16 protein-coding genes are annotated in these 20,997 nt (G+C 73.7%); 6 read left to right on the forward strand and 10 right to left on the reverse strand.

The features are described from left to right. Positions 1-63: 63 nt before the first annotated feature. Positions 64-1,782 carry an IS701 family transposase gene (locus tag ACZ51D_RS29600; protein WP_465663951.1) on the reverse strand — a complete coding sequence of 573 codons (1,719 nt, stop codon included), beginning with the start codon at positions 1,780-1,782 and terminating at the stop codon, positions 64-66. Between the two features lie 761 nt (positions 1,783-2,543). Here ACZ51D_RS29600 and ACZ51D_RS29605 point away from each other — a divergent pair. From ACZ51D_RS29605 to ACZ51D_RS29620, 4 genes are all read left to right on the forward strand, one after another. After that, entirely contained in the window at positions 2,544-3,746 is a 1,203-nt protein-coding gene (locus ACZ51D_RS29605; protein WP_465663953.1) for a 3-deoxy-7-phosphoheptulonate synthase, read from the forward strand. An 82-nt stretch (positions 3,747-3,828) separates the two neighbouring features. Further along, a complete protein-coding gene (locus tag ACZ51D_RS29610) occupies positions 3,829-4,599 on the forward strand; it encodes a 2,3-dihydro-2,3-dihydroxybenzoate dehydrogenase (protein ID WP_465663954.1) in 771 nt (256 codons plus the stop codon). Positions 4,600-4,626: 27 nt separating this feature from the next. Continuing rightward, on the forward strand, positions 4,627-5,250 hold the full coding sequence (locus ACZ51D_RS29615; protein WP_465623500.1) for an isochorismatase family protein: 624 nt from the start codon (positions 4,627-4,629) through the stop codon (positions 5,248-5,250). A gap of 92 nt (positions 5,251-5,342) precedes the next feature. After that, entirely contained in the window at positions 5,343-7,259 is a 1,917-nt protein-coding gene (locus ACZ51D_RS29620) for an anthranilate synthase family protein (RefSeq protein ID WP_465664000.1), read from the forward strand. 52 nt (positions 7,260-7,311) lie between these two features. Here the strand turns inward: ACZ51D_RS29620 and ACZ51D_RS29625 are convergent, their stop codons facing one another. Genes ACZ51D_RS29625 through ACZ51D_RS29645 form a run of 5 tightly spaced genes read right to left on the reverse strand, consistent with a single transcriptional unit; the run spans position 7,312 to position 14,071 of the window. After that, positions 7,312-8,751, reverse strand: a complete 1,440-nt coding sequence (locus ACZ51D_RS29625) for a nitrosuccinate lyase (protein ID WP_465663955.1) — start codon at positions 8,749-8,751, stop codon at positions 7,312-7,314. Then, positions 8,748-10,727: an FAD/NAD(P)-binding protein gene (locus ACZ51D_RS29630; protein ID WP_465663957.1), complete on the reverse strand. Its 1,980-nt coding sequence runs from the start codon at positions 10,725-10,727 to the stop codon at positions 8,748-8,750. The genes ACZ51D_RS29625 and ACZ51D_RS29630 overlap by 4 nt, the downstream gene beginning before the upstream one ends. Continuing rightward, positions 10,724-11,938 (reverse strand): FAD-dependent monooxygenase, encoded by a 1,215-nt coding sequence (locus ACZ51D_RS29635; protein ID WP_465663958.1) that lies wholly within the window; start codon positions 11,936-11,938, stop codon positions 10,724-10,726. Before ACZ51D_RS29635 ends, ACZ51D_RS29630 begins: the two co-directional genes overlap by 4 nt. Positions 11,939-11,940: 2 nt before the next feature. Next, entirely contained in the window at positions 11,941-13,509 is a 1,569-nt protein-coding gene (locus ACZ51D_RS29640; protein ID WP_465623494.1) for a class I adenylate-forming enzyme family protein, read from the reverse strand. Between the two features lie 19 nt (positions 13,510-13,528). After that, positions 13,529-14,071 (reverse strand): SRPBCC family protein, encoded by a 543-nt coding sequence (locus ACZ51D_RS29645; RefSeq protein WP_465623493.1) that lies wholly within the window; start codon positions 14,069-14,071, stop codon positions 13,529-13,531. Positions 14,072-14,217: 146 nt separating this feature from the next. Here ACZ51D_RS29645 and ACZ51D_RS29650 point away from each other — a divergent pair, with 146 nt between their 5' ends. Then, positions 14,218-15,210 carry an NADPH:quinone reductase gene (locus ACZ51D_RS29650; protein ID WP_465623491.1) on the forward strand — a complete coding sequence of 331 codons (993 nt, stop codon included), beginning with the start codon at positions 14,218-14,220 and terminating at the stop codon, positions 15,208-15,210. Positions 15,211-15,273: 63 nt separating this feature from the next. Further along, on the forward strand, positions 15,274-16,902 hold the full coding sequence (locus ACZ51D_RS29655) for an MFS transporter (RefSeq protein WP_465663959.1): 1,629 nt from the start codon (positions 15,274-15,276) through the stop codon (positions 16,900-16,902). Here ACZ51D_RS29655 and ACZ51D_RS29660 read toward each other — a convergent pair. The 4 genes from ACZ51D_RS29660 to ACZ51D_RS29675 all read right to left on the reverse strand — a co-directional run bounded on the left by ACZ51D_RS29660 (position 16,830) and on the right by ACZ51D_RS29675 (position 20,907). Next, the gene (locus ACZ51D_RS29660; RefSeq protein ID WP_465663960.1) at positions 16,830-17,663 is read right to left on the reverse strand and encodes a class I SAM-dependent methyltransferase; all 834 of its coding nucleotides are present in this window, start codon (positions 17,661-17,663) and stop codon (positions 16,830-16,832) included. The two genes, ACZ51D_RS29655 and ACZ51D_RS29660, sit on opposite strands and share 73 nt — an antisense overlap. 222 nt (positions 17,664-17,885) lie before the next feature. After that, a complete protein-coding gene (locus tag ACZ51D_RS29665) occupies positions 17,886-18,377 on the reverse strand; it encodes a DoxX family protein (protein ID WP_465663961.1) in 492 nt (163 codons plus the stop codon). A 266-nt stretch (positions 18,378-18,643) separates the two neighbouring features. Continuing rightward, entirely contained in the window at positions 18,644-20,206 is a 1,563-nt protein-coding gene (locus tag ACZ51D_RS29670) for a 4-hydroxyphenylacetate 3-hydroxylase family protein (RefSeq protein ID WP_465663962.1), read from the reverse strand. A 38-nt stretch (positions 20,207-20,244) separates the two neighbouring features. Beyond that, on the reverse strand, positions 20,245-20,907 hold the full coding sequence (locus ACZ51D_RS29675) for an FMN-dependent NADH-azoreductase (protein WP_465663963.1): 663 nt from the start codon (positions 20,905-20,907) through the stop codon (positions 20,245-20,247). Positions 20,908-20,997: the final 90 nt, after the last annotated feature.

Below are 20,997 nucleotides of genomic sequence, written 5' to 3' on the forward strand. Positions count from 1 at the left end.
TTCACGGTGTCGGAATGCACGGTGTCGGAATGCGCGCTTCAAGGGTGTGTCGGTGCGGCGGTGTCACCCGAGGTCTGCGCGGTAATCGGTTCGGGCGAGCAGCCGCACGAGATGGGCGACGGACGCGAGCGTGACGTGCCGGTGCCAGCCCGGAAAGGACCGGCCGCTGAAATCCCAGATTCCGGCGTTCCGGGAGACGGATTCCAGGTCCCGGTCCACCCGGCGCACGAGCCGGGCCAGTTTCAGCACGGTGGCGGCCGACACCGTCGTCAGCGTCGTCAGCCACAGCTCTTCGCACACGTTCTCCCCCACCGGGCTGACCGCGATCAGCCGCAGCGGCGCCTCCGCCCCCGGATGGGGCCGCTCGACGTCGGCGGGCCACCGGACATCGACGGTGGTGATCAGGTGGCCCTTCTCGACCGCGGGATCGGGGCCGTCGACCGGCCGGCGGCGGAACCTGGCCGCCTCGACGATCCGGCGCGCGGTGAGCGGCCCGTGCGGGCGGCGCCCGGTCAGCGCCGGGTCCTTGATCTGCAACGGCAGGGTCGCCGAGATCCGTACGAACAGGGGCACCTCGGCGGCGTGCAGCGGCCGCAGGAGCTGGGCGCGTTCCATGGCGCGCCCGTCGAGCACCACCGGCCGGTCGGGGCCCCCGGTGCGGGCCAGGACCTGCAGCAGGGCGCGGGCCGTGCACTCGCCGAGGGACTCCGCGCCGATGTCGTCGGGCATCCCCGCCCGCCGGCGCCGGTGCGCGTCCTCGACCCAGTCCTCGGGCACCTGAAGGCGCCAGCTGACCGGGGTGCTCGCCGTCTCGGAGACCGCGAGGACGCCGACCGCCCGCTGCCCGTTGACGGCCTTTCCCCGGATCGGGTCGAACCGCCGGCTCACCGCCACGGACTGCCGGCCCACCTTGGGGATCAGCACCGGGCGGATCACCCACGCCTCGGGCTCCATCGTCCGTGCCACGTACCGGGTGAGCGCGGTGCGGACGGGCTCCCAGTCCCAGGTGGAGTCGCTGATGAAGTGGTGCAGCCGCTGATCGATCCCCGGGCCGTCGACGAAGGCCGCGATGTTGCGGATGGTCTTGCGGCCGGGCGTGCCCAGGAGCCCCCGCAGGTACTGACGGGCCCTCAACCGCTGGTCACGCCGGGTGAACGTGGCGAACAGCTCGGCGCAGACCCGGTCGAGGACGAGCTCCGTCGGGTCGGACGAGCCGGTGAGCCCCAGCAGGGGGGTCGGGTCGTCCGGGGCGCGCGGGGCCGGCACCGCCGGGGCGGGCAGTGCCGCGGACGGGCCCGGCGCCCCGGTGTCGCACGGCGCCTCGGGCACCTCCCGCAGGCTCCGGCGCAACCGGTTGAGCACGTCGACGACGGTGCACGGTTCCAGTTCGAATTCCGCCGCCACCTGGTGGACCGGCGTGCTGGGCTTCGGTGCCGGCGGCGTCCCGGGGAACTCGGCGTACCGCGGCGCCGCCGCCGGGCGGGTGCGGTCCAGCCGGACCAGGTTGGTCGGCGGGGAGTCGGGGACCTCCAGGCGGCCGCGGAGCGCGCGCACCGTCCGCGGATCGAGCCCGGTCACCGAGGCGATCGCCCGGTCCGGCCAGTGCCGGCGCGAGTTGAGGATGCGGGTGGCCGCCGCGGTGCGGTCGTCGAAGGAGAGGGGCATGCCGTGCCGGGCGTTGGACGACACCGCGGCCACGAAAGCCTCCTCCTCGTCCCCGTCGAAGAAGACCACCTCGATCGACTGGTCACCGCGCAGTTCCGCGGCCTTCAGCCGGTGCATTCCGTCCAGGATCCGCATCGTCGTGCGGTGGACGAAGATGGGCGGGAATTTGACCGGTGACCGGGCGAGCGTGGTGACGTATTCCTGGTTCTCCCCGTGCGTTCTGATATTTTCCCCGTGTCGCAGAATACGAATGGGAATCGTGCAGGCCGGCAGAACCGCCGGCGGCTCCGGTGTCGAAAGGACCTCGGCCACGCTGTCGACCTGAGCGGCCGCAGCTTGTTCCCAGCGCATTGGTGCCCCCTCATCCAGTGAGTCCGTGTGGGGTATGGGTGTACCTGGAGAAAGCGAAAGGGTGGGATGGCCGGCCGACGCGCCGCACACCTGGCGCGCGCAGGAAGTACGCCACGCGGTACTCGATTCGGGAGATTCCCCCGACGGATCCCCGGCTCATGCTGAATTGGCAGATCTCGGCCCCAGGCTATACAAGCACTCGAAGGACAACAAGTGTGCGAGTCGATCGCCGCGGCAAGGGCGCTCCGTATTCTTCTCCCCAGTCGGACGGGTTACCGGAAATACCCAGTCGGACGGGTGCCCGAATGACCCAGTCGGACGGGCGGCGCGGAAACCGCGGAAATGCGCGGCCGCGGTCGGCCGCCGGCCCGGGACACCGGCCCGCGGCCGACCTGATGTGGAAGCACCTCACCTGACACAGTGCCCCGACGGGCATTGGCCCCGCCGCGCACGAGACCTGAGACTGAGGCGCAGTCAGCCGCCGATTCCCACCAGACCGTGTGTACCCGCCGCTTCGGGAGATCACCGTGCTCACTCGTACACCACCCGAGGACGCCTCGGTCACCGCCGCGTGCGACCTGGAGCTGGGTCCGGCGGCACAGCAGCCCCCATGGCCGGACGCAGAACTGGCCCGCCGGGTCCGCGGCCAACTGGCCGCCCTCCCGGGGCTGCTCGAAGCCGAGGAGGTGCTCGCGCTGCGCACCCGGCTCGCCGAGGTCGCCACCGGTGCGGCCCGGGTGGTGCAGGCGGGCGACTGCGCGGAGGATCCCGCCGACTGCACCCCGGGCGACGTCGCCCGCAAGTCGGAGCTGCTGGACCTCCTCGCCGGCCGGATGGAGGAGGGCACCGGCCGCCCGGTGCTCCGGGTCGGCCGGCTGGCCGGCCAGTTCGCCAAGCCCCGCTCCGCGCCGACCGAACGGATCGGTGACCTCGAACTGCCCGCCTATCGCGGGCACATGGTGAACAGCCCGGAGCCCGCCCCGGAGCGCCGGCGCCCCGATCCGACCCGGATGCTCTCCGGCTACCGGCTCGCCGACGCCGTCCTGCGGTACCTGGGCTGGGCCGACCGGGGCGCGCACCGGCGCCCCGCGCCGGAGGTGTGGACCAGCCACGAGGCCCTGCTGCTCGACTACGAGGTGCCGCTGGTGCGCCGCTCGGCGTCGGGCCGGGCCTGGCTGTCGTCCACCCACTGGCCGTGGATCGGCGAGCGCACCCGGCAGGTCGACGGGGCCCATGTCACGCTGCTCGCCCAGGTCGTCAACCCGGTGGCCTGCAAGGTCGGCCCCACGATGACGACCGGTGAGCTGCTGGCCCTGTGCGAACGGCTCGACCCGCGCCGGGAGCCGGGCCGGCTCACCCTGATCACCCGGATGGGCGCGGACGGGATCGGCGGCCGGCTGCCCGCCCTCGCCGCGGCCGTACGGGCCGCCGGGCACCCGGTGATCTGGCTGTGCGACCCGATGCACGGCAACACCTTCGCCACCCCGGACGGGTTCAAGACCCGGCTCCTGCCCCGGATCGTGCAGGAGGTGACCCGCTTCCAGGACGCGGTCGGCGACGGCGGCGGCGTCGCGGGCGGTCTGCACCTGGAGACCACCCCGGACGACGTCACGGAATGCGCCCGGACCCCGGCGGACGTCCCGCACGTCGGGGACAAGTACACCAGCCTCTGCGATCCGCGCCTCAACCCGGACCAGGCCGTCGAGGTGGTCTCGGCCTGGCGGACGTGAGCGCCGACCGGCTCGACGGCAGGCAACCGGCGGGCCCGAACCGGAACTTCCCCGTGCACACCCTGCAATGGAGGTCTGAACGATGGAGGACACAGTCGCCCTGGTCACCGGGGCAGCGGGCGGGATCGGCGCGGCCGTGGTCCGCGCCCTGGCCCGGCGCGGCACGCGAGTGGCCGCGGTCGACCGGGACGCCGGACGACTCCACGAGGTGACGGGGAAGATGGTCGCCGACGGCCTGTCCGTGGCGGCGTTCCCCGCCGACGTCACCCGCGCCGCCGAGGTGGCGGAACTGGTGGACGGCGTGGAGAGCACGCTGGGACCGGTGGACCACCTGGTCAACGCCGCCGGCGTGCTGCACCTCAGCCCGGTGCTCCGACTGACCGACGAGGACTGGGCCGCGACCTTCGCCGTCAACACCACGGGCGTGATGCACGTGTCACGCGCGGTGGTCGACCGCATGGTGCCCCGCCGTCGCGGCGCGATCGTCACCGTGGCGTCCAACGCGGCCGGCACGCCCCGCATGGATATGGCCGCCTACGCCGCGTCGAAGGCCGCGGCGACGATGTTCACCAAGTGCCTGGCCCTGGAGGTCGCCCGCCACGGCATCCGCTGCAACGTCGTCGCCCCCGGCTCCACCGACACCGCGATGCTCCGGTCCATGTGGCACGACGAGACCGGCCCGCAGGCGACGATCGACGGCCGGCCCGAGGCCTACAAGGTGGGCATCCCGCTGGGCAAGCTGGCCCGGCCGGCGGACATCGCGGACGCCGTGGTCTTCCTGCTCTCCGAACAGGCCGGGCACATCACCATGCACGACCTGACCGTCGACGGCGGCGCCACCTTGGGCGTGTGAGGAACCTTGGGCGTGAAGGAGAAGGCCATGGCAGGGATACCCCCCATCGAGCCCTACCCGATGCCGGCCGCGGGCGACCTGCCCGAGAACGTCGCCGGGTGGGAAGCCGACCCGGACCGGGCGGTGCTGCTCATCCACGACATGCAGCGCTACTTCGTCCGCCCGTTCCCGGACACCCTCCGCGGTGAACTGGTGGGCAACACGGCGCAGCTCCGCGAGCGCTGCGTGAGCCTCGGCATCCCGGTCGCCTACACCGCCCAGCCGGGCGGGATGACCGCCGAGGACCGCGGACTGCTCAGGGACTTCTGGGGACCGGGCATGCAGGTCGACCCCGCCGACCGCCGGATCGTCGACGAACTGGCGCCGGCCCCGGACGACTGGCTGTTCACCAAGTGGCGCTACAGCGCCTTCTTCCGGTCGGACCTGCGCGAGCGGATGGTGCGGCACGGCCGCGACCAGCTCGTCATCTGCGGCGTGTACGGGCACGTCGGGGTGCTGATGACCGCCGTCGAGGCGTTCACCAACGACCTCCAGACGTTCCTCGTCGCCGACGCGATCGCGGACTTCTCCGCGGACCACCACCGGCTGACCCTCGACTACGCCGCCCGGCGCTGCGCGGTGGTCACCACGGTCAAGGCGTTCTGCGCGTGACCGCGCCCACGACGCCCCCCGCGCCCACGACGCCCCCCGCGCCCCCCGCGCCCACGACGCCCCCCGCGCCCACGACGCCCGCGGCGCCGGACCTGCTCGAGCTGGTCCGGTCGCCGCGGCCACCGGCGTTCGCGCTGATCCACCGCCCGGAGCGGACCGGCGGCGAGGTGCTGGACGTCCTCGTCGGCGAGGTGTCCGCGGTGGCCGCCCTGGCCGACATCCCGCTGCCCGAACGGGCCGACGGCGCGGGCCACGACGTGCTGGTGCTGGTGCCGTTCCGGCAGCTCGCCGAGCGCGGCTTCGCCTGTACCGACGACGGCGAGCCGCTGCTGGCGATGACCGTCACGGCCCAGGCCGAGGTGCCCTGCCACGAGGCGCTGGCACAGCTGCCCGACCTGCCGATCCGACTCTCCGGTGAGCACTTCGACATCTCCGACGACGACTACGCCGACCTGGTGCGCACGGTCGTCACCGAGGAGATCGGCCGGGGCGAGGGCGGCAACTTCGTCCTCAAGCGCTCCTACGTCGCGGAGATCACGCACTACTCGCCCGGGCACGGCCTGTCGCTGTTCCGCCGACTGCTCCAGCAGGAGACCGGCGCGTACTGGACGTTCATCGTGCACACGGGCGACCGGACGTTCGTCGGCGCCACCCCGGAGCGGCACATCAGCGTGCACGGCGGCACCGCCGTGATGAACCCGGTCAGCGGCACCTACCGGTACCCGCCGAGCGGCCCGGCCCTCCCGGACGTGCTGGCCTTCCTCGACGACCGCAAGGAGACCGACGAGCTCTACATGGTCCTCGACGAGGAACTCAAGATGATGGCCGGGATCTGCGAGGGCGGGGGCCGCGTCGTCGGCCCGTACCTCAGGGAGATGGCCCGGCTGGCGCACACCGAGTACTTCATCGAGGGGCGCAGCACCCGCGACCCGCGCGAGATCCTCCGGCAGACCCTGTTCGCCCCCACCGTGACCGGGAGCCCGCTGGAGAACGCCTGCCGGATCATCCGCCGGTACGAGCCCGCGGGCCGCGGCTACTACAGCGGGGCCGTCGCGCTCATCGGCCGCGACGGCGGCGGCGGCCGCACGCTGGACTCCGCCATCCTGATCCGCACCGCCGACATCGACCGGGGCGGCCGGCTCCGGCTCGGGGTCGGGGCGACCCTGGTGCGCCACTCCGACCCCGCGTCGGAGGTCGCCGAGACGCGGGCCAAGGCCGCGGGGCTGCTCGCCGCGTTGCGGGCCGACCGGCCCGCGTCCCGCGCAGACGGGCCGCCCGTCCGGGCCGACCGGCCCGCGCGCTTCGCCGACGACCCGCGTGTCCGGGCCGCACTGGCCCGCCGCAACACCGGCATCGCCGACTTCTGGCTGACCGACGCGGACCGGCGCAACGGCCCCCGGTCCGGGCTGTTCGGCCCCCGGTCCGCGCTGGACGGCCGCCGGGTGCTGGTGGTCGACGCCGAGGACACCTTCACCGTCATGCTGTCCCACCAACTCAGGTCACTGGGCCTGGAAGTGACGGTCCGTCGGTTCGACGAGCGGTACACCTTCGACGGATACGACCTGGTCGTGACGGGCCCGGGACCGGGCGACCCGCTGGACGTCGGGCAGCCCAAGATCGCCCATCTGCACGCGGCGGTCGACCGGCTGCTCGCGGAACGGCGGCCGTTCCTCGCGGTGTGCCTCAGCCACCAGGTGCTCAGCGCCCGGCTCGGGCTGGAGGTGATCCGCAAGGGGGTGCCGAACCAGGGCCTCCAGCAGGACATCGACCTGTTCGGCCGCCCCGAGCGGGTCGGTTTCTACAACTCCTTCGCCGCCCGCAGCGACGACGACAAGACCGAGTGCCCGGGGATCGGCGCGGTGGAGATCAGCCGCGATCCGGCGACGGGGGAGGTGCACGCGCTCCGCGGGCCCGGGTTCGCCTCGGTGCAGTTCCACGCGGAGTCGGTGCTCACCGTCGACGGCGTCCGCGTCATCGCCGACCGGCTCGGTGAGGCCCTGGGACAGTGAGGACGACGGAAGGGGGCCCGCCGACCGAGGCGGGCCCCTTCCGTCGTCAGCGTCACTCCTTCAGCGCCCGATCGACCAACGGCCCGGCGGCGCCGGTGTAGTGGGCCGGGTCGCACAGGCGCTCCAACTCGCCGACGGGCAGCCGGCCGTCGAGTTCCGGGGCCTCGGCGAGCACCGCGGACAGCGGGCGGCCGGACCGTTCGGCGGCCGCGGCGGCCTCGGTCAGCAGGTGCCGTGCGGCGGCCGGGCCGAGGGTGGCGCCCAGCACGGCGGCGATCCGTTCCGAGACGATCCGGCCCCCGGTGAGGGCGAGATTGTCGCGCATCCGGTCCGCCCGCACCTGCAGCCCTTCGGCCAGCTCCACCGCGGTGTGCGCCGATCCGCCGGTCAGCCGTAGGCACTCGCGCAGCAGTTGCCACTCCGCGTGCCAGCCGCCGGCCGACCGCTCGTCCTCGACGCAGAGGCACTGCGTCAGCCCGGCCGACAGTACCGGTACCTGGAGCGCCGCGCTCCGGATCAGGGTGGCGAGCACCGGATTGCGCTTGTGCGGCATGGCGGAGGAACCGCCGCGTCCGGGCGCGCCCGGTTCGGTCAGCTCCGCGATCTCGGTGCGGGCCAGGGTCTGGACGTCGAGCGCGATCTTGCCCAGGGCGCCGGCGGTGAAGGAGAGCGCGGCGGCGAGGTCGGCGATCGGGGTGCGCAGCGCGTGCCAGGGCAGTCGCGGTCGGGCGAGCCCGGTCTCCGCGGCGAACGCGTCGGCGAGGGCGTCGGCGTACCCGCCGGGGTCGGCGGCGCCCCCCGCGTCGGCGTAGGCGTCGGCGTGGGCGAGGTAGCCGGCGAGGGTGCCGGCCGCCCCGCCGAGCGCCACCGGCAGACCGTCCCGCAGCACCCGGTCGACGCGGTCGGCGGCGTCGAGCACCAGGCTCCGCCAGCCCGCGGCCTTCAGCCCGAAGGTGGTGGGCACCGCGTGCAGGGCCAGGGTCCGGCCGGCCATCACCGTGTCACGGTGCCGGCCGGCGAGGCGGGCCAGCGCCCGCGCCGTCCGGCCGAGGTCCTGCCGGAGCAGGCGCAGCGCCCGGTCGGCGACCAGCATGGCGGCGGTGTCGAAGATGTCCTGGCTGGTGGAGCCCCGGTGCACGTACTCGGCGGCGGAGGGGTCGTCGGCGGCGACGAGCGCGGTGAACGCCGTCACCAGTGCCACCACCGGATTGGCCGTTTCCCGCGCCTGTACGGCGATGCGGCGCAGGTCGAGGCGGTCGGCCCGGGCCGCGGCGGTGATCGCGGCGGCCGCCGGTCCGGGTACGGTGCCCAGCCGGGCCTGGGCCCGGGCCAGTGCCGCCTCCGCGTCGAGCATGGCCTGCAGCCACGCCCGGTCGGCGACGGCGGCCTCGACGGGGGTGCCGGCCCGTACGGGGGAGAGCAGGCCGGCATCGGCATCGGCATCGGCACCGGTAGCGGCACGGGCGTCGGCGGGGGGCGGCGGCATCGTCATATCGGAACTCCCGTCAGTTCGGTCGGATCGCTCGCCGGGTCGGCCGCGACCGGTTGACGGTCCACCGGTGGCACGGCGAGCACGGCGCGGGCGATGGCGTCGGCGTCGGCGAGGGTCACCGAGTCGACCCCGGGGCGGATGCCGGCCGCGGTGACCCAGTGCACCGCCTCGGTGGGGACGCCGTAGGCGAAGCGGCGCGGGTGGGCCTGCCCGTGCGCGTCGAGCAGCCGGTAGGGGCGTTCGGTGACGGCGAGTCCGCCGGTCTCGTGGGCGCCGCCCCGGGCGTTCGGGATGCGGTAGGTGGTGCACTGCTCGGTGCGGAGCAGGTGGAGCAGGAGCGGATCCGCGGTGCGGCGCAGGTCCGGCTCGGGCAGCCGGGCCTCGATGAGGACCCCGGACCGCACCGCGGGTCCCGGCGCTAGGGGCGAGTTGGCGACGAAGCCCGGGGAGGCGGTGTCGAAGCGCACCTGGGTGCCGGGCCCGGTGAGGGTGAGGACGCCCGCCTCGATCAGGGCGATCATCTCCTCGACGCGCGACACCGGCGGGCCGATGGAGAGGAAGGCGTTGAGCGGGGTGTACCACCCGTCGAGCTCGTCCCGGTGCGAGTCGCCGTCCAGGCCGCCGTGGTCCACCGCGAGCCGGATCTCGTTGCGCAGGTCGCGGAGCACGTCCAGGGCGGCCTTCAGCGGCCCGCTGACGTTGCCCGCCTTCGCCTCCCGCACGTCCCGCGCCAGGTACGCCAGCAGCCAGCTCCGGAACTCCGCCCGCCCGCCGAACTCCGTACCGGCGCAGGGCCGGGCGATCCGTGCCCAGTCCCACCGGTGCGCGGGGGCGATGCCGTGGCGTTCCAGCAGCCGGGCCCGGTCCGCCGGGTCCGGCAGCGCCACGTACTGCTCCGAGAAGGCCTCCCGTTCGGCCTGCCGCCCCCGGGACGCCAGCAGGGCGCCGTAGTAGACCGCTTCGACCTCCCGGGCGATCAGCGGCCACAGGTCGGTGCCGAAGCGGACCCGGCCGCCCGCGCGGGCGCGGCGGCGCAGCCCGTCGAGGAACCCGGGTGTCAGCAGTCGGGGCCGGTGGCGGCCGGAGGCGCCCTTCTCGTTCTCCCCGCGTGCGTGGTGCGGGACTCCGCGGCGGGAGAAGGCGTAGAGCAGAGGCTCGTCCCCGCCGGGCCGGTAGCGCAGTCGGTCGCCGTCGCGGACGAAGGAGCCGCCGCGGCCGACGGTCAGCAGGGCCATGTAGTCGAAGAAGTTCAGCCCGAGGCCGCGCAGCAGCACCGGGCGGCCCGGCGTGACCGCGCTCAGGTCGGTCTCCGCGGGGTTGCCGGGCGGCAGGTAGCCGAGGTGGTGGATGCGGGCCAGGCCGGCCGCGCGCTCCTCCCGGGGGGTCAGCCGGGCCGGGAGGTGGCCCTGGGCCAGCACCACGGCGTCCAGGTCGTCGAGCCGGGTCCGGTTCTCCAGCCGGACGCCCTGCGCGCCGTCGGGCAGGCCGTGGGTGTCGGCCATGGCCACGGCGAGCGACCGGTGCACCCGGACGCGCACCCGCTCGGGGGCGAAGGAGACCACCCGCCGGAAGGCGTCCCGGAGGTAGTGCCCGTACAGCGCCCGGGTGGGGTAGGAGTCGGGGCCCAGGGTCCGTGCCTCGGCGAGGACGTCCTCGTCGTAGTCGGCGGGGGAGCCGAGCAGCGCCACGTTCCGCGCCCAGGCGTGCAGGCTGGGGCCGGGCTCGATCGGCCCGGCGATGCGCATGCTGGCGTCCGTGTAGACGGTGATCTGCGAGGCCACGGTGTTGGCCAGCAGGTGGCGGGACTGCCCGGTCCGCCAGACGGCGCCGGCGCCGGGGGCCTGCGGGTCGACGACGTGCACGGTGACGGCGGGGGCCGTCGGATCGTGCCGGGCGTTGGCGCACAGCCGCTCCAGGACCGACAGCCCGCGGGGACCGGCCCCGATGATGCACACCTGCAGGTGCCGGTCGGTCATCGGGCCGCCTCCCGGTGGGGGAGGGCGGCCGGGGCGCCGGTGGTGAAGTCCCGTGCGCCGTGCATCCACGCGAGGTGGTCGTGCAGGTCGGTGGGCGACATCCCGGACAGCGCCGCGTTCCTGGCCGAGGCGTCCGCACCGGCCGGGTGCCACAGCGCGATGCTCGCGCGGGAGATCCGTTGGACCGCGGCGGTGCGGTCGCGCCGCAGCCGGTTGTACTCCGCGAAGCACCCGGCGACGTCCGTTCCGCCGCCGTCCAGCAGGTCGCCCAGAACCACCGCGTCCTCCAGGGCCTGGCAGGCCCCTTGGGCCGCGTAGTGCAGCATCGGATGGGCCGCGTCGCCGAGCAGGGCGACCGGGCCGTCGGTCCAGTCGTCGACCGGGGCCCGGTCGACCAGCACCCAGGACCTCCACTGCTCACCGAGGTCGAGGAGCCGGCGCGGCGTCGTGTCGAGCCTGCCGAACAGGTCGCGGACGACGCGCTGTTCGACCGGGACGCCGGCGAGCGCCCGGGTGGCGCCGCCGTCGTGACTGGCGGCCAGGTTGAGGTACTCGCCCCCGGCGATCGGGTAGTGCACGAAGTGGCACCCGGGACCGGCCCACCACGTCACGGCGTTCCACCGCAGCGGCTCCGGCACCCGCTCCATCGGGATGATCGCGCGGTAGACGGTGATGCCGGAGATGCGGGGCGGTCCGTCGCCGACCAGCTGCCGACGGACCGCGGAGTGGATGCCGTCCGCCCCGATCAGTGCGTCACCGGTGATCCGCTCGCCGTTGTCGAGGACGGCCGTCGCACGGGTGCCGTCCTGCTCGTACCCGGCGACCGGCCGGCTCGGGCACAGCTCGATCCGCGCCGTGTCGAGGCAGGCCGCGAGCAGCAGCCCGTGGAGTTCGCGGCGGTGCACGACCACGTACGGGTTGCCGAACCGCCGCCGGTAGCCCTCGGTGAGCGGCACGCTGGTGACGTGCTCACCGGTGACACCGTCCATGAACCGCAGCTCGTCGACGTGCACCGCGTGGGACCGGACGTCGGCACCCAGCCCGAGGCGGGCCAGGGCGTGCATCCCGTTCGGCGCCAGCTGGAGCCCGGCGCCGAGTTCGGCGAAGTGCGCGCCGCGTTCGAGGACCACCACGTCGTGGCCCCGCCGCGCGATGCCCAAGGCGGCGGCCAGCCCACCGATGCCGCCGCCGGCGACGACTACCTTCGCCATCGCTATCGGCCCCGGTTCCCGTTGCTCAGGGCTTTCGCCAGCTCCAGCCGCTTGATCTTGGTGGTGGCGGTCTGCGGCAGGTCCGCCTGGCGCCACTGGACCGGCGCCGCCATCGGGGGCAGGCCGGCCGTGGCACGCTCCCACGCCGCCTGGTCGAGCGGCTTGTTGTCCCGGGTGCAAACCACCGGCACCGGCCTGCCGTCCGGGCCGGGCACGATGATGACCTCCGCCAGCTCGTCCAGCGCGGAGAAGAGGGTGTCCTCGGCGGTCAGGGTGCTGCCGAAGCCGGGGATGACGTCGACCTCGCGGTCGAGCAGGTGCAGGCAGCCCCACCGGGTGCGGTAGCCCACGTCGCCCATGCGCCACCACGCGTCGTGCTCCTGCCGGGCGTACCGCTCGGCTTCGCCCAGGTACGTCAGGACCCGGCCGTTGGAGCGGATCTCGATGAATCCGGGGGACGCCTCGGACACCGGCCGGCCGTCCTGGCTGACCACCCGGACCGCCGTCATGCCGGGGAACGCGTGGCCGACGCAGCGGCCGTCGGCGTCCTCGCCGCGCCACCGGGTGAAGATCCGCCCGACCACCGGTCCGGCCTCGCTCTGGCCGTAGAGCTGGGCGAAGATCGGCACCTGGTGCCGGGAGGCCCCCAGCATCCGCCGCACGGTCCGGGGGTGGATGGCGTCGAAGGTGCTGCTGAAGTACTTCACCTGGGCCAGCGGCCGTCGCGGGTCGTCCACCAGCTCCTCCCACCGCATGAACGTGTTGGGGTGGGCCTCGACCACACCCGGGCGCAGCCGGGCGAACAGGTCGGCGGTCCGTCGCGGGTCGTCGTCGGCCAGCATGACGAGCGGGAAACCGCGCAGCAGCGCGATGGCCATCGCGGTGAAGAGCCGGGAGTGCACGAAGGACACGTGCATCGCCACCGGGCGCCGCTTGCGGACCAGCGCGGCCGCCGCGGCCTGCGGCCGGTAGCGGGCCTGCAGCGTCCAGCCGGTGTGGACGGCCAGCTTCGGGATGCCGGTGGTGCCGGACGTGTGCGTGATCAGCGTCGGATGGTGGGCGGACACGGCGACCGGCGCGACCCGCGGTGAACCGGCCAGGTCCTGCAGCCGTCGGGCGTCGGGGTGGTCGCCCGCGGCGAGCAGCACCCGGCGCGCGTGGTCGAAGACCGCGGCGGGCAGTTCGCCGTCCAACTTGGCCTGGTCCGTGATGAGGTAGGGCCGGTCCACCCGGCGCACCAGCTCGGCCACGGTCGCGCCGTCGAGCTTCGGCGACAGCAGCACCGGCACCGCGCCGATCCGCACGGCCATGCACGCCAGCAGGGTGATGTCGAAGTTGTTCGTCTTGTAGACGACCACCCGGTCCCCCGGACGGACCCCGGCCGCCCACAGCCGGGACGCGAAGTCGTCGACCAGGTCCGCGATCTCCCCGACGGTCAGCCGACGGCCCGGCTCGGGCGCCAGGTCCAGATCGTGGTCGAGGACCACGACGTTGGCCGGATGCCGGGCCGCCGCCCGGTCGAAGAGCGTGCCCAGCCGGATTCCGCGATTTCCCACCCGTTGCAGCAGCATGTTCCGCCCTTCCTCCCGGTCACGCCTTCTCGACGATCGCCCTGACGCGGCCCAGCGTGGCCTGGAGGTCCCCGGCCAGCTTCTCGGTCCAGTCGGCGAGGAACCTCCTCCTGGTGGCCTCGTCCATCTCCGCGGTGATCCCCCGGATCCCCTCGGTCGCGGTGCCCATGCGCAGGCCGTGCACCAGGACGCAGCCGTCGCCGTCCGGCGCGATCTCGTACGACCAGACGCTGTCCTGCGGGTTCCCGGCGCTGTCCCGCATGGCCCAGCGGAAGAGCCGCCCGGGCTCGGCGGCGACCACCTGCGACTCGGTGCGCCACACGCCGCGGACGACGGGCGCCCACGCGACGACGTCCGGGGCGCGCAGGTTCTCGCCGCGGAAGACGGCGCCCACCGTCCCCGGGCGGCCGGCCACCCACGTACCGCCCGTGCACTCCGGGCTCCACTCGGCGCTCCGCGGCAGATCGCTGACCACCGCGTACACCTCGGCCGGCGACGCGGCGATCCGGATCCGCGCCCGGACATCGAACAAGGGCGTGAGCTGGAAATCGGTTGAGGTCATGGATCGAATCTCGTGCGGGTGGCGCCGGCAGTCAAAGAAGAGGTCGCGGGTGCGTCAAGTCGGCACGTCTTGTGTGAGTTGACGAAGCCTCAGGTCATTTCTCCGCACGTTCCCGCGCGCGGTCCACCGGTGCCAGAATCGGCAGGGTGCTGGCTGCCTATGTAGACCGACTCGGGTCACCCGAAGAGATTCGGCACGGCGAACTCCCGGCCCCACGGCCCCGATCGAACGAGGTGCTGGTCAACGTCCTCGCCTCGACGGTCAACCCGGTGGACACCTTCGTGCGGTCCGGGCAGTACCGGACCGCGCTGAGCTTCCCGTTCGTGATCGGCCGGGACGTGGTCGGCGTGGTCGCCGAGACGGGCGCCGACGTGTCCGGCTTCGCCCCGGGCGACCGGGTGTGGTGCAACAGCCTGGGCCACGACGGCCGGCCGGGGGCCGCGGCGGAACGGGCGGTTGTGGCGGCGGACCGGCTCTACCACCTGCCGGAGGGAGTGGCGCCGACCACGGCCCTCGCCGTGGTGCACCCCGGGGCCACCGCCTGGCTCGCGCTGTTCCGGCACGGCGCCCTCCGGCCGGGGGAGACCGTCCTCGTCGCCGGTGCCGCCGGCAACGTCGGCAGCGCGCTCGTCGTGCTGGCCGCCGAGGCGGGCGCCCGGGTGATCGCCACCGCCGCCCGCCGCGACCTGGCGTACTGCCACGGCATCGGGGCAGCCGAGGCGCTCGACTACGCCGATCCCCGCCTGACCGAGCACCTGAACTCGCTCTGCCCGCAAGGGATCGACGTACACCTGGACACCTCGGGCCGGAACGACCTCGGCACCGCGGTCGAACTCCTCGCACCCCGGGGCCGGATCGTGCTGCTCGCCGGCGCGCGCACGCACCCCGTCCTCCCGGCGGGGGCGCTCTACATGAAGGACGGCTCGATCCGGGGCTTCGTCATCTCCCGTGCCACGACGGCCGAACTGGCCGACGCCGCCGACGCCCTCAACCGCCTGCTCCCCACCGGGCGGCTGAGGGCCCGGAGGACGGAGACCCTGCCCCTGCCCGCCGCCGCCGAGGCCCACCGGCGCATGGAGGCCGGTGAACTGCACGGCAGGCGGCTGATCCTGGACATCGCCGGAGCGGCCGGGCGCTAGCCACTGCGTAAGCCGCTGCGTAGGGCGCGGCGAAGCTACTGCGAATCGAGGAGGCCCCGCCCGATGGAACGCCGATGGTGGACGCTACTGGTGGTGTGCGCGTCGATGTTCATGCTGCTGATCGACGTCAACGTGGTCGTCGTCGCCCTGCCGGACATCCAGCACGCGCTCGACGCGAGCTTCGCCGGCCTGCAGTGGATGACGGATGCCTACGCCCTCACACTGGCCGCGCTGCTGCTCACCGCCGGTTTCCTCGCCGACAGGTACGGAAGGCGGCGGGTGTTCGTCGTCGGCCTGGTGGTCTTCACCGGCGGCTCGCTGCTCTGCGGCCTCGCGCCGAACGCGTCGACGCTGGTCCTGTTCCGCGCGGTGCAGGGGAGCGGCGGCGCGATCCTGTCGGCCACCTCGCTCGCCCTGCTCGCCGGTTCCTTCCAGGGCAGGCAGCGTGGCGTGGCGTTCGGTGTCTGGGGCGCGGTCGCGGGCGTCGCGACCGGTCTGGGCCCGGTCCTCGGCGGCGTGCTCACTGGTGGCGTCGGCTGGCGCGGGATCTTCCTGGTGAACGTGCCGGTCGGCATCGCCGCGCTGGTCATCACGGTGCGCCGGGTGGACGAGTCCCGCACCACGGGGGACCGCCGGATCGACTGGCCGGGCGTGGTGACCCTGACCACCGGGCTGTTCGGCCTGGTGTACGGGCTGATCACGGCGAGCGAAGCCGGCTGGGGGCAGCGCGGCGTGCCCCTCTGGCTCGGCCTGGCGGCGCTCTGCCTGGTGGCGTTCGCGCTGGTCGAACGGCGGGTGCCGGAGCCGATGTTCGACCCGTCGCTGCTGCGCATCCCGACCTTCGTCGGCGGCTCGGTGGCGGCCTTCGCCATGAACGCCTCGCTGTACGCGGTCTTCGTCTACCTCGTCCTCTATCTCCAGAACGGCCTCGGCGGCAGCCCGCTGGTCACCGGCGTCCGACTGCTGACCGGCTCCGCCTTCACCTTCGTCGCCGCCTTCGCCGCGGGCCGGCTGACCAGTCGGGTGCCGGTGCGGTGGCTGATCGGCCCGGGCCTCGGCCTGGTGGGCGCCGGCCTGCTGCTGATGCGGGGCCTGACCGCCGGGTCGGAGTGGACCCACCTCATCGCCGGGCTCGTCGTCTCCGGCCTCGGCGCCGGCCTGGTCAATCCACCGCTCGCCTCGACGGCGGTGGGTGTCGTGCCGCCGCACCGGTCCGGGATGGCCTCGGGCGCCAACCAGACCTTCCGGCAGATCGGCATCGCGGTCGGGGTCGCCTGCTACGGCACGATCTTCGCGGCCTCGCTGCACGCGACGCTCCGGCACCGGCTGGCCGACATCCCGGCGCTGAGCGGCCAGGTCGAGCAGATCGCCGGTGCGGTGCACCGGGGAGTCACCGACCGGGCGGTGGCGCTCGCGCCGACGGAGGCCCGCGACGCGCTGGCCGACGCGATCCGGGCCGGATTCGCCGACTCCCTCGACGCCGTGCTGCTCGTCGCCGGCCTGCTGGCGCTGGTGGGTGGCGTGCTGGCCACCGCGCTGATCCGCAGCCGGGACTTCGTTGCCCCCCGGCCGCCGGTCCCGGGTCGGACGCCAGACGTGGGTCAGACGCCAGACCCGAGTCAGACGCCAGACCCGAGCAGGAAGGACTCGCCGACGTCCGGCCGGAGCCCGTCCGGGCGCCCGGCGAAGTAGCGCTCGGTCAGGTCCGCCGTCGAGACGTGCCGCACCTCGTGGAGCCCGCACTCGCGCGCCAGCCGGAGCATCTCCTCGGCGGTGAAGAAGCTGCGGAACCGGATCGGATAGTGCGGCTGCTCGCCCGCGACGGCGACGGTCTCGGGCGGCAGCAGGAAGGTCATCGCGAAGGCGGAGCCCGGGGCCGTCTTCGCCGCCTTGGTCAGGGTGTCCGCGACCGCGTCCTTGGTGAGGTACATGCTGACCCCGGTGCTGGCCAGCACTGCCGGCCGGTCCGGGTCGAAGCCGGCCTCGACCAGGCGCTGCCACCAGTCCTCGTCCGCCTCGAAGTCGACCGGGACCAGGCGCAGCCAGTCGGGCACCCCGTAGCCGAGCTCGTTCAGCCGCTGCCGCTTCCACGCCTGCGGGCCGTCCTGGTCGATCTCGAACACCCGCATCTCGGCGGCGAGTTCCGGGCGCCGCTGGGCGAAGGTGTCCAGGCCGGCGCCGAGGATCACGTACTGCCGGACGCCGGCGGCGAACCGCTCGGCGACCAGGTCCTCCACGAACCGCGCCCGGGCGACGACGCCCGCGCGGAACCCGCCGGTGGCGTTCCTGCCCATGTCGGGCCGACGGCGCCAGTTCTCACCCGGCGCGACGAGTTCCAGGCCGATCTCGTCGTCGAGGACGTGCGGGGGCGCGTCGACCTGGACGTGCATGGCCCGCCACAGGGCCACTCGCAAGGCGGTCGACTCGGGCGCGACGGTTCGCTGGGCAGGCATGACGTACTCGCTCTCGGTCCGTGGATCTCCGATCACGGTAGGTCATGCTCGGTGCCCGCGCCGTTGCGCCCGGGCGGATCCGTCGCGCCCGGGCGCGTGCTGCGGGGCTCGTCCCGTACTGCCGAGTTCACCCGATGGAATGACGCACGCTCCTCGGCATCGTCGCGGGAGCCGAGGAGCGTGGGATCGGTGTTCAGCTTGGCATCGGTCTGCTGCGGGGAATCAGTACGTCTCGTCGCGGAACACGCGCCACACGGTCGTCCCGGCGGCAACGCCGAGCGTGAGGGCGCCGAGCCCCCAGGCGGCACCGGTCCGCTCGCGGCCGAGCGCACGGTCGACGGAGAGCGGCCCCGGGCCGTCCCAGGCCAGGCAGGCCGCGGCCGTGATCAGGACCACCGGGTACTCGTAGCCGCCGTTCTCGGCCCACAGGCCCTCCCGCCGGTGCACGGCCGCGGCGTTGACCATCTCCCCGATGAGCGCGGCCGCCGCCAGCGGGGTGGCCGTCCCGGTCACCAGGCCCACGCCCGCGGCCAGTTCGGTGACACCGGCCAGCGTGGCCATCGCCCGGCCGTTGCGGTACCCGAACTTCTCGAAGTTCTCCGCCGTCTGCTCGTGGCCCGATCCGCCGAACCAGCCGAACAGCTTCCGGCCACCGAAGCCGATGGCGAGTCCGCCGACGACGCCCCTCATGATCAACCGGCCCGTACCCGCCATCGCCGTCCTTCCGTCCTCCCGGCCGTGCCGGGGATGCGAGGTGCCGCCGGGCGCCGACCACCGGCGACCGGGGGTGAGATTGCTAGCATCCTAGCAGCCTCGGCATCTCTGGCGTCTGGCATTCCTGACGTTCGGTCAAATTAGGTTGGCTGCAGCATCCCTGGCATCGCCCCTCCGGGTTGCCGGTGATCCCCGTGCTCCCGGGTGGCCCCGGTGGTCCCGGTGTGCGAGTGGGGAGATTCCCCGCTCGCACACCGCCACGGCCGCTACGACGACGGCTGGCTCTTCGCCGGGTACATCCCGGTGAGCGGCTTGGTCGGCGCGGGAGGGGGCGCCATGTGCAGCACCTCCGGCGAGAGCGGGATGTCCAGGCTCCGGTCCGAGCCGGCCAGCGCCCGCTCGACCGTGCGGTGGATCTCCGTCTTGTCCGAGCCCAGGTAGAGCCCGGCGGTCAGCCGCACCGGGTCGCCGCTGTAGTAGTTCACGTACTGCATGAGCCGCTGGCCGAACCCGTCGCCGGCCACATCCCAGGCGAGCTTGAACAGTCGGACCCGCTCCTCGGCCGAGACGCCCGGGCGACCCCGCACGAACCGGTCGATGAGCGGGCGCAGTTCCTCGTTGGCGAAGTCCCCGCCGGACGGCGCGTAGAAGAAGTTGCCCGCCGCCAGGATCTGGATGACCTCGACCATCCGGCGGTGCGTCGGCGCGGTCTGCATGAGGAACGCCATCATCCCCGGCAGGTACGGCACCCAGGTGCCGTCCGGCAGCGGGGCGGCCAGGGCCTCGGCGCCGTAGAACAGGGTCCGCAGGGTGTCGAGCCGGGAGATGAGGTCGCCGAGCTTCTCCTGGACGTGCAGGAACTCGTCGATCCCGGTCGCGTCGGCGACCTTCGTCGCGATGCCGCACAGCAGTTCCATCGAGGCCAGGCTCCGAGCGCCGTTGACCACCAGGACGCTCGGGTCGTTGCCGAGCACCCGGTTGACCAGGTCGCGGCTGCCGGGCCGGCCGTCGACGACGACCCGGTCCCACGGGACCAGCACGTCGTCGAAGACGGCGATGCAGTCCATCTCCTCGAACCGGCTGCTGAGCGGGTGGTCGAACTCCGTCCGGCCGGCCGGCGCCACCGGCTCGCGGCAGATGAACTTCAACCCCGGTGTGTCGGTGGGGATCGCGAACACCACCGCGTAGTCGTCGTCGCCCGGGGCGATGCCCCCGAAGGGGACGACCACGAGCTCCTCCGCGAACGGCGCCATGGTGCTGAGCATCTTCGCGCCACGGACGACGATGCCCTCGTCGGTCTCGCGCACCTTCCCCAGGTGCAGGAACGGGTCCTCCTGCTGGGACGAGGTCTTCGACCGGTCGATCGCCGGGTTGATCAGGACGTGCGTCAGGAAGAGGTCGTTGTCCCGTACGTGCTCGTAGTACCGGCGGGCGTTCCGGCCGAAGCGCTCGTCCAGGTCGCCGAACAGCGGGGCGTTGGTGTTCCAGCCCAGGACGAACGCGTTCATGAAGTCCGGCGACCGGCCCATCATCCCGAAGGTGTGGTCGGCGCGGAGCTTGAAGTGCCGCCGTTTGGCGACCAGGTCCTCCTTGCTCCGGCACGGCTGGAACGAGCGCGACAGCCGTTCACCCGTCGTGGGGTCCGCGTAGGTGCAGATGTCGACGTACCGCGGGTCCAGTTGGAGGTCGTACTGCTCCGCGATGGTCCGCAGCGGGCCGGCGAAGACCGGCTCCTCGGTGACGTGGGTGATGCGGCGGCCGTTGAGGTAGATCTCGGGCTGGAGCGACGTCAGGTTGTCCAGGTACTGCTTCCCGGTGCGTGCGGGCACGGTGTCCTCCTTGTCGGGCGGTGGGCGGGAGTTGCGGCTCAGCCGAGGACGGCGCTCTCGCGCCGGGCGAGGTCCCGGCCCGCCGCGCGGGCCTGTTCCTCTGCGGCGATCCGGGTGCGCGCGGCCAGCTCGGTGAACCGGTCCAGTGCCGGATCGATCCCAACGAGAGTCAACTCCCGTTCCACCACGGTGAGTTGAAGCTTCCACACATCGTCGAACATGCGACGCATCCAGCCGATGGCGTGGTCCCAGCCGTCCCGCGGCGTCCCCGGCCCGTAGGCGCCGCCCCGGGCGGTCACCAGCACCGCCGGCTTGCCCGCCAGCGGTCTCTCCCCGCCCGGGGCCATCCGCGGATCGGTGAGGACGAGGTCCACCCAGGCCTTCAGGTGCTGGGAGACACCGAAGTTGTAGAGCGGCGCCGCGACGATCACGGCGTCGGCGGCGACCAGCTCGTCGGTCAGCGACGAGGCCAGTGCCAGGGCGTCCCGCTGCTCGGGTGTGTGCCGCTCCGGGGGAGTGAACCGGGTCGCCACCGCGGCGGCCCAGGCGGTCGGCGGCAACGGGGCCTCGCCGAGGTGGCGCCGGACCACCACCGGCGCGTCCGGGGTCGCGGCGCGCCACTCCCGCTCCACGAGGTCGGCGAGCACGGCGGTGCTGGATCGGGGGCCGAGGATGCTGGTGTCCAGCCGTAGGAGAGTCATCACGAACTCCGGAGGTGGGGTGGGTGGGGGCGGCGCCGGGAGCATCAGCGCCCCCGTGTGCGGCGTCCTCGAACGGCCGGAGGCGGCTGG

The organism is Kitasatospora sp. NPDC033851, assembly GCF_055576085.1.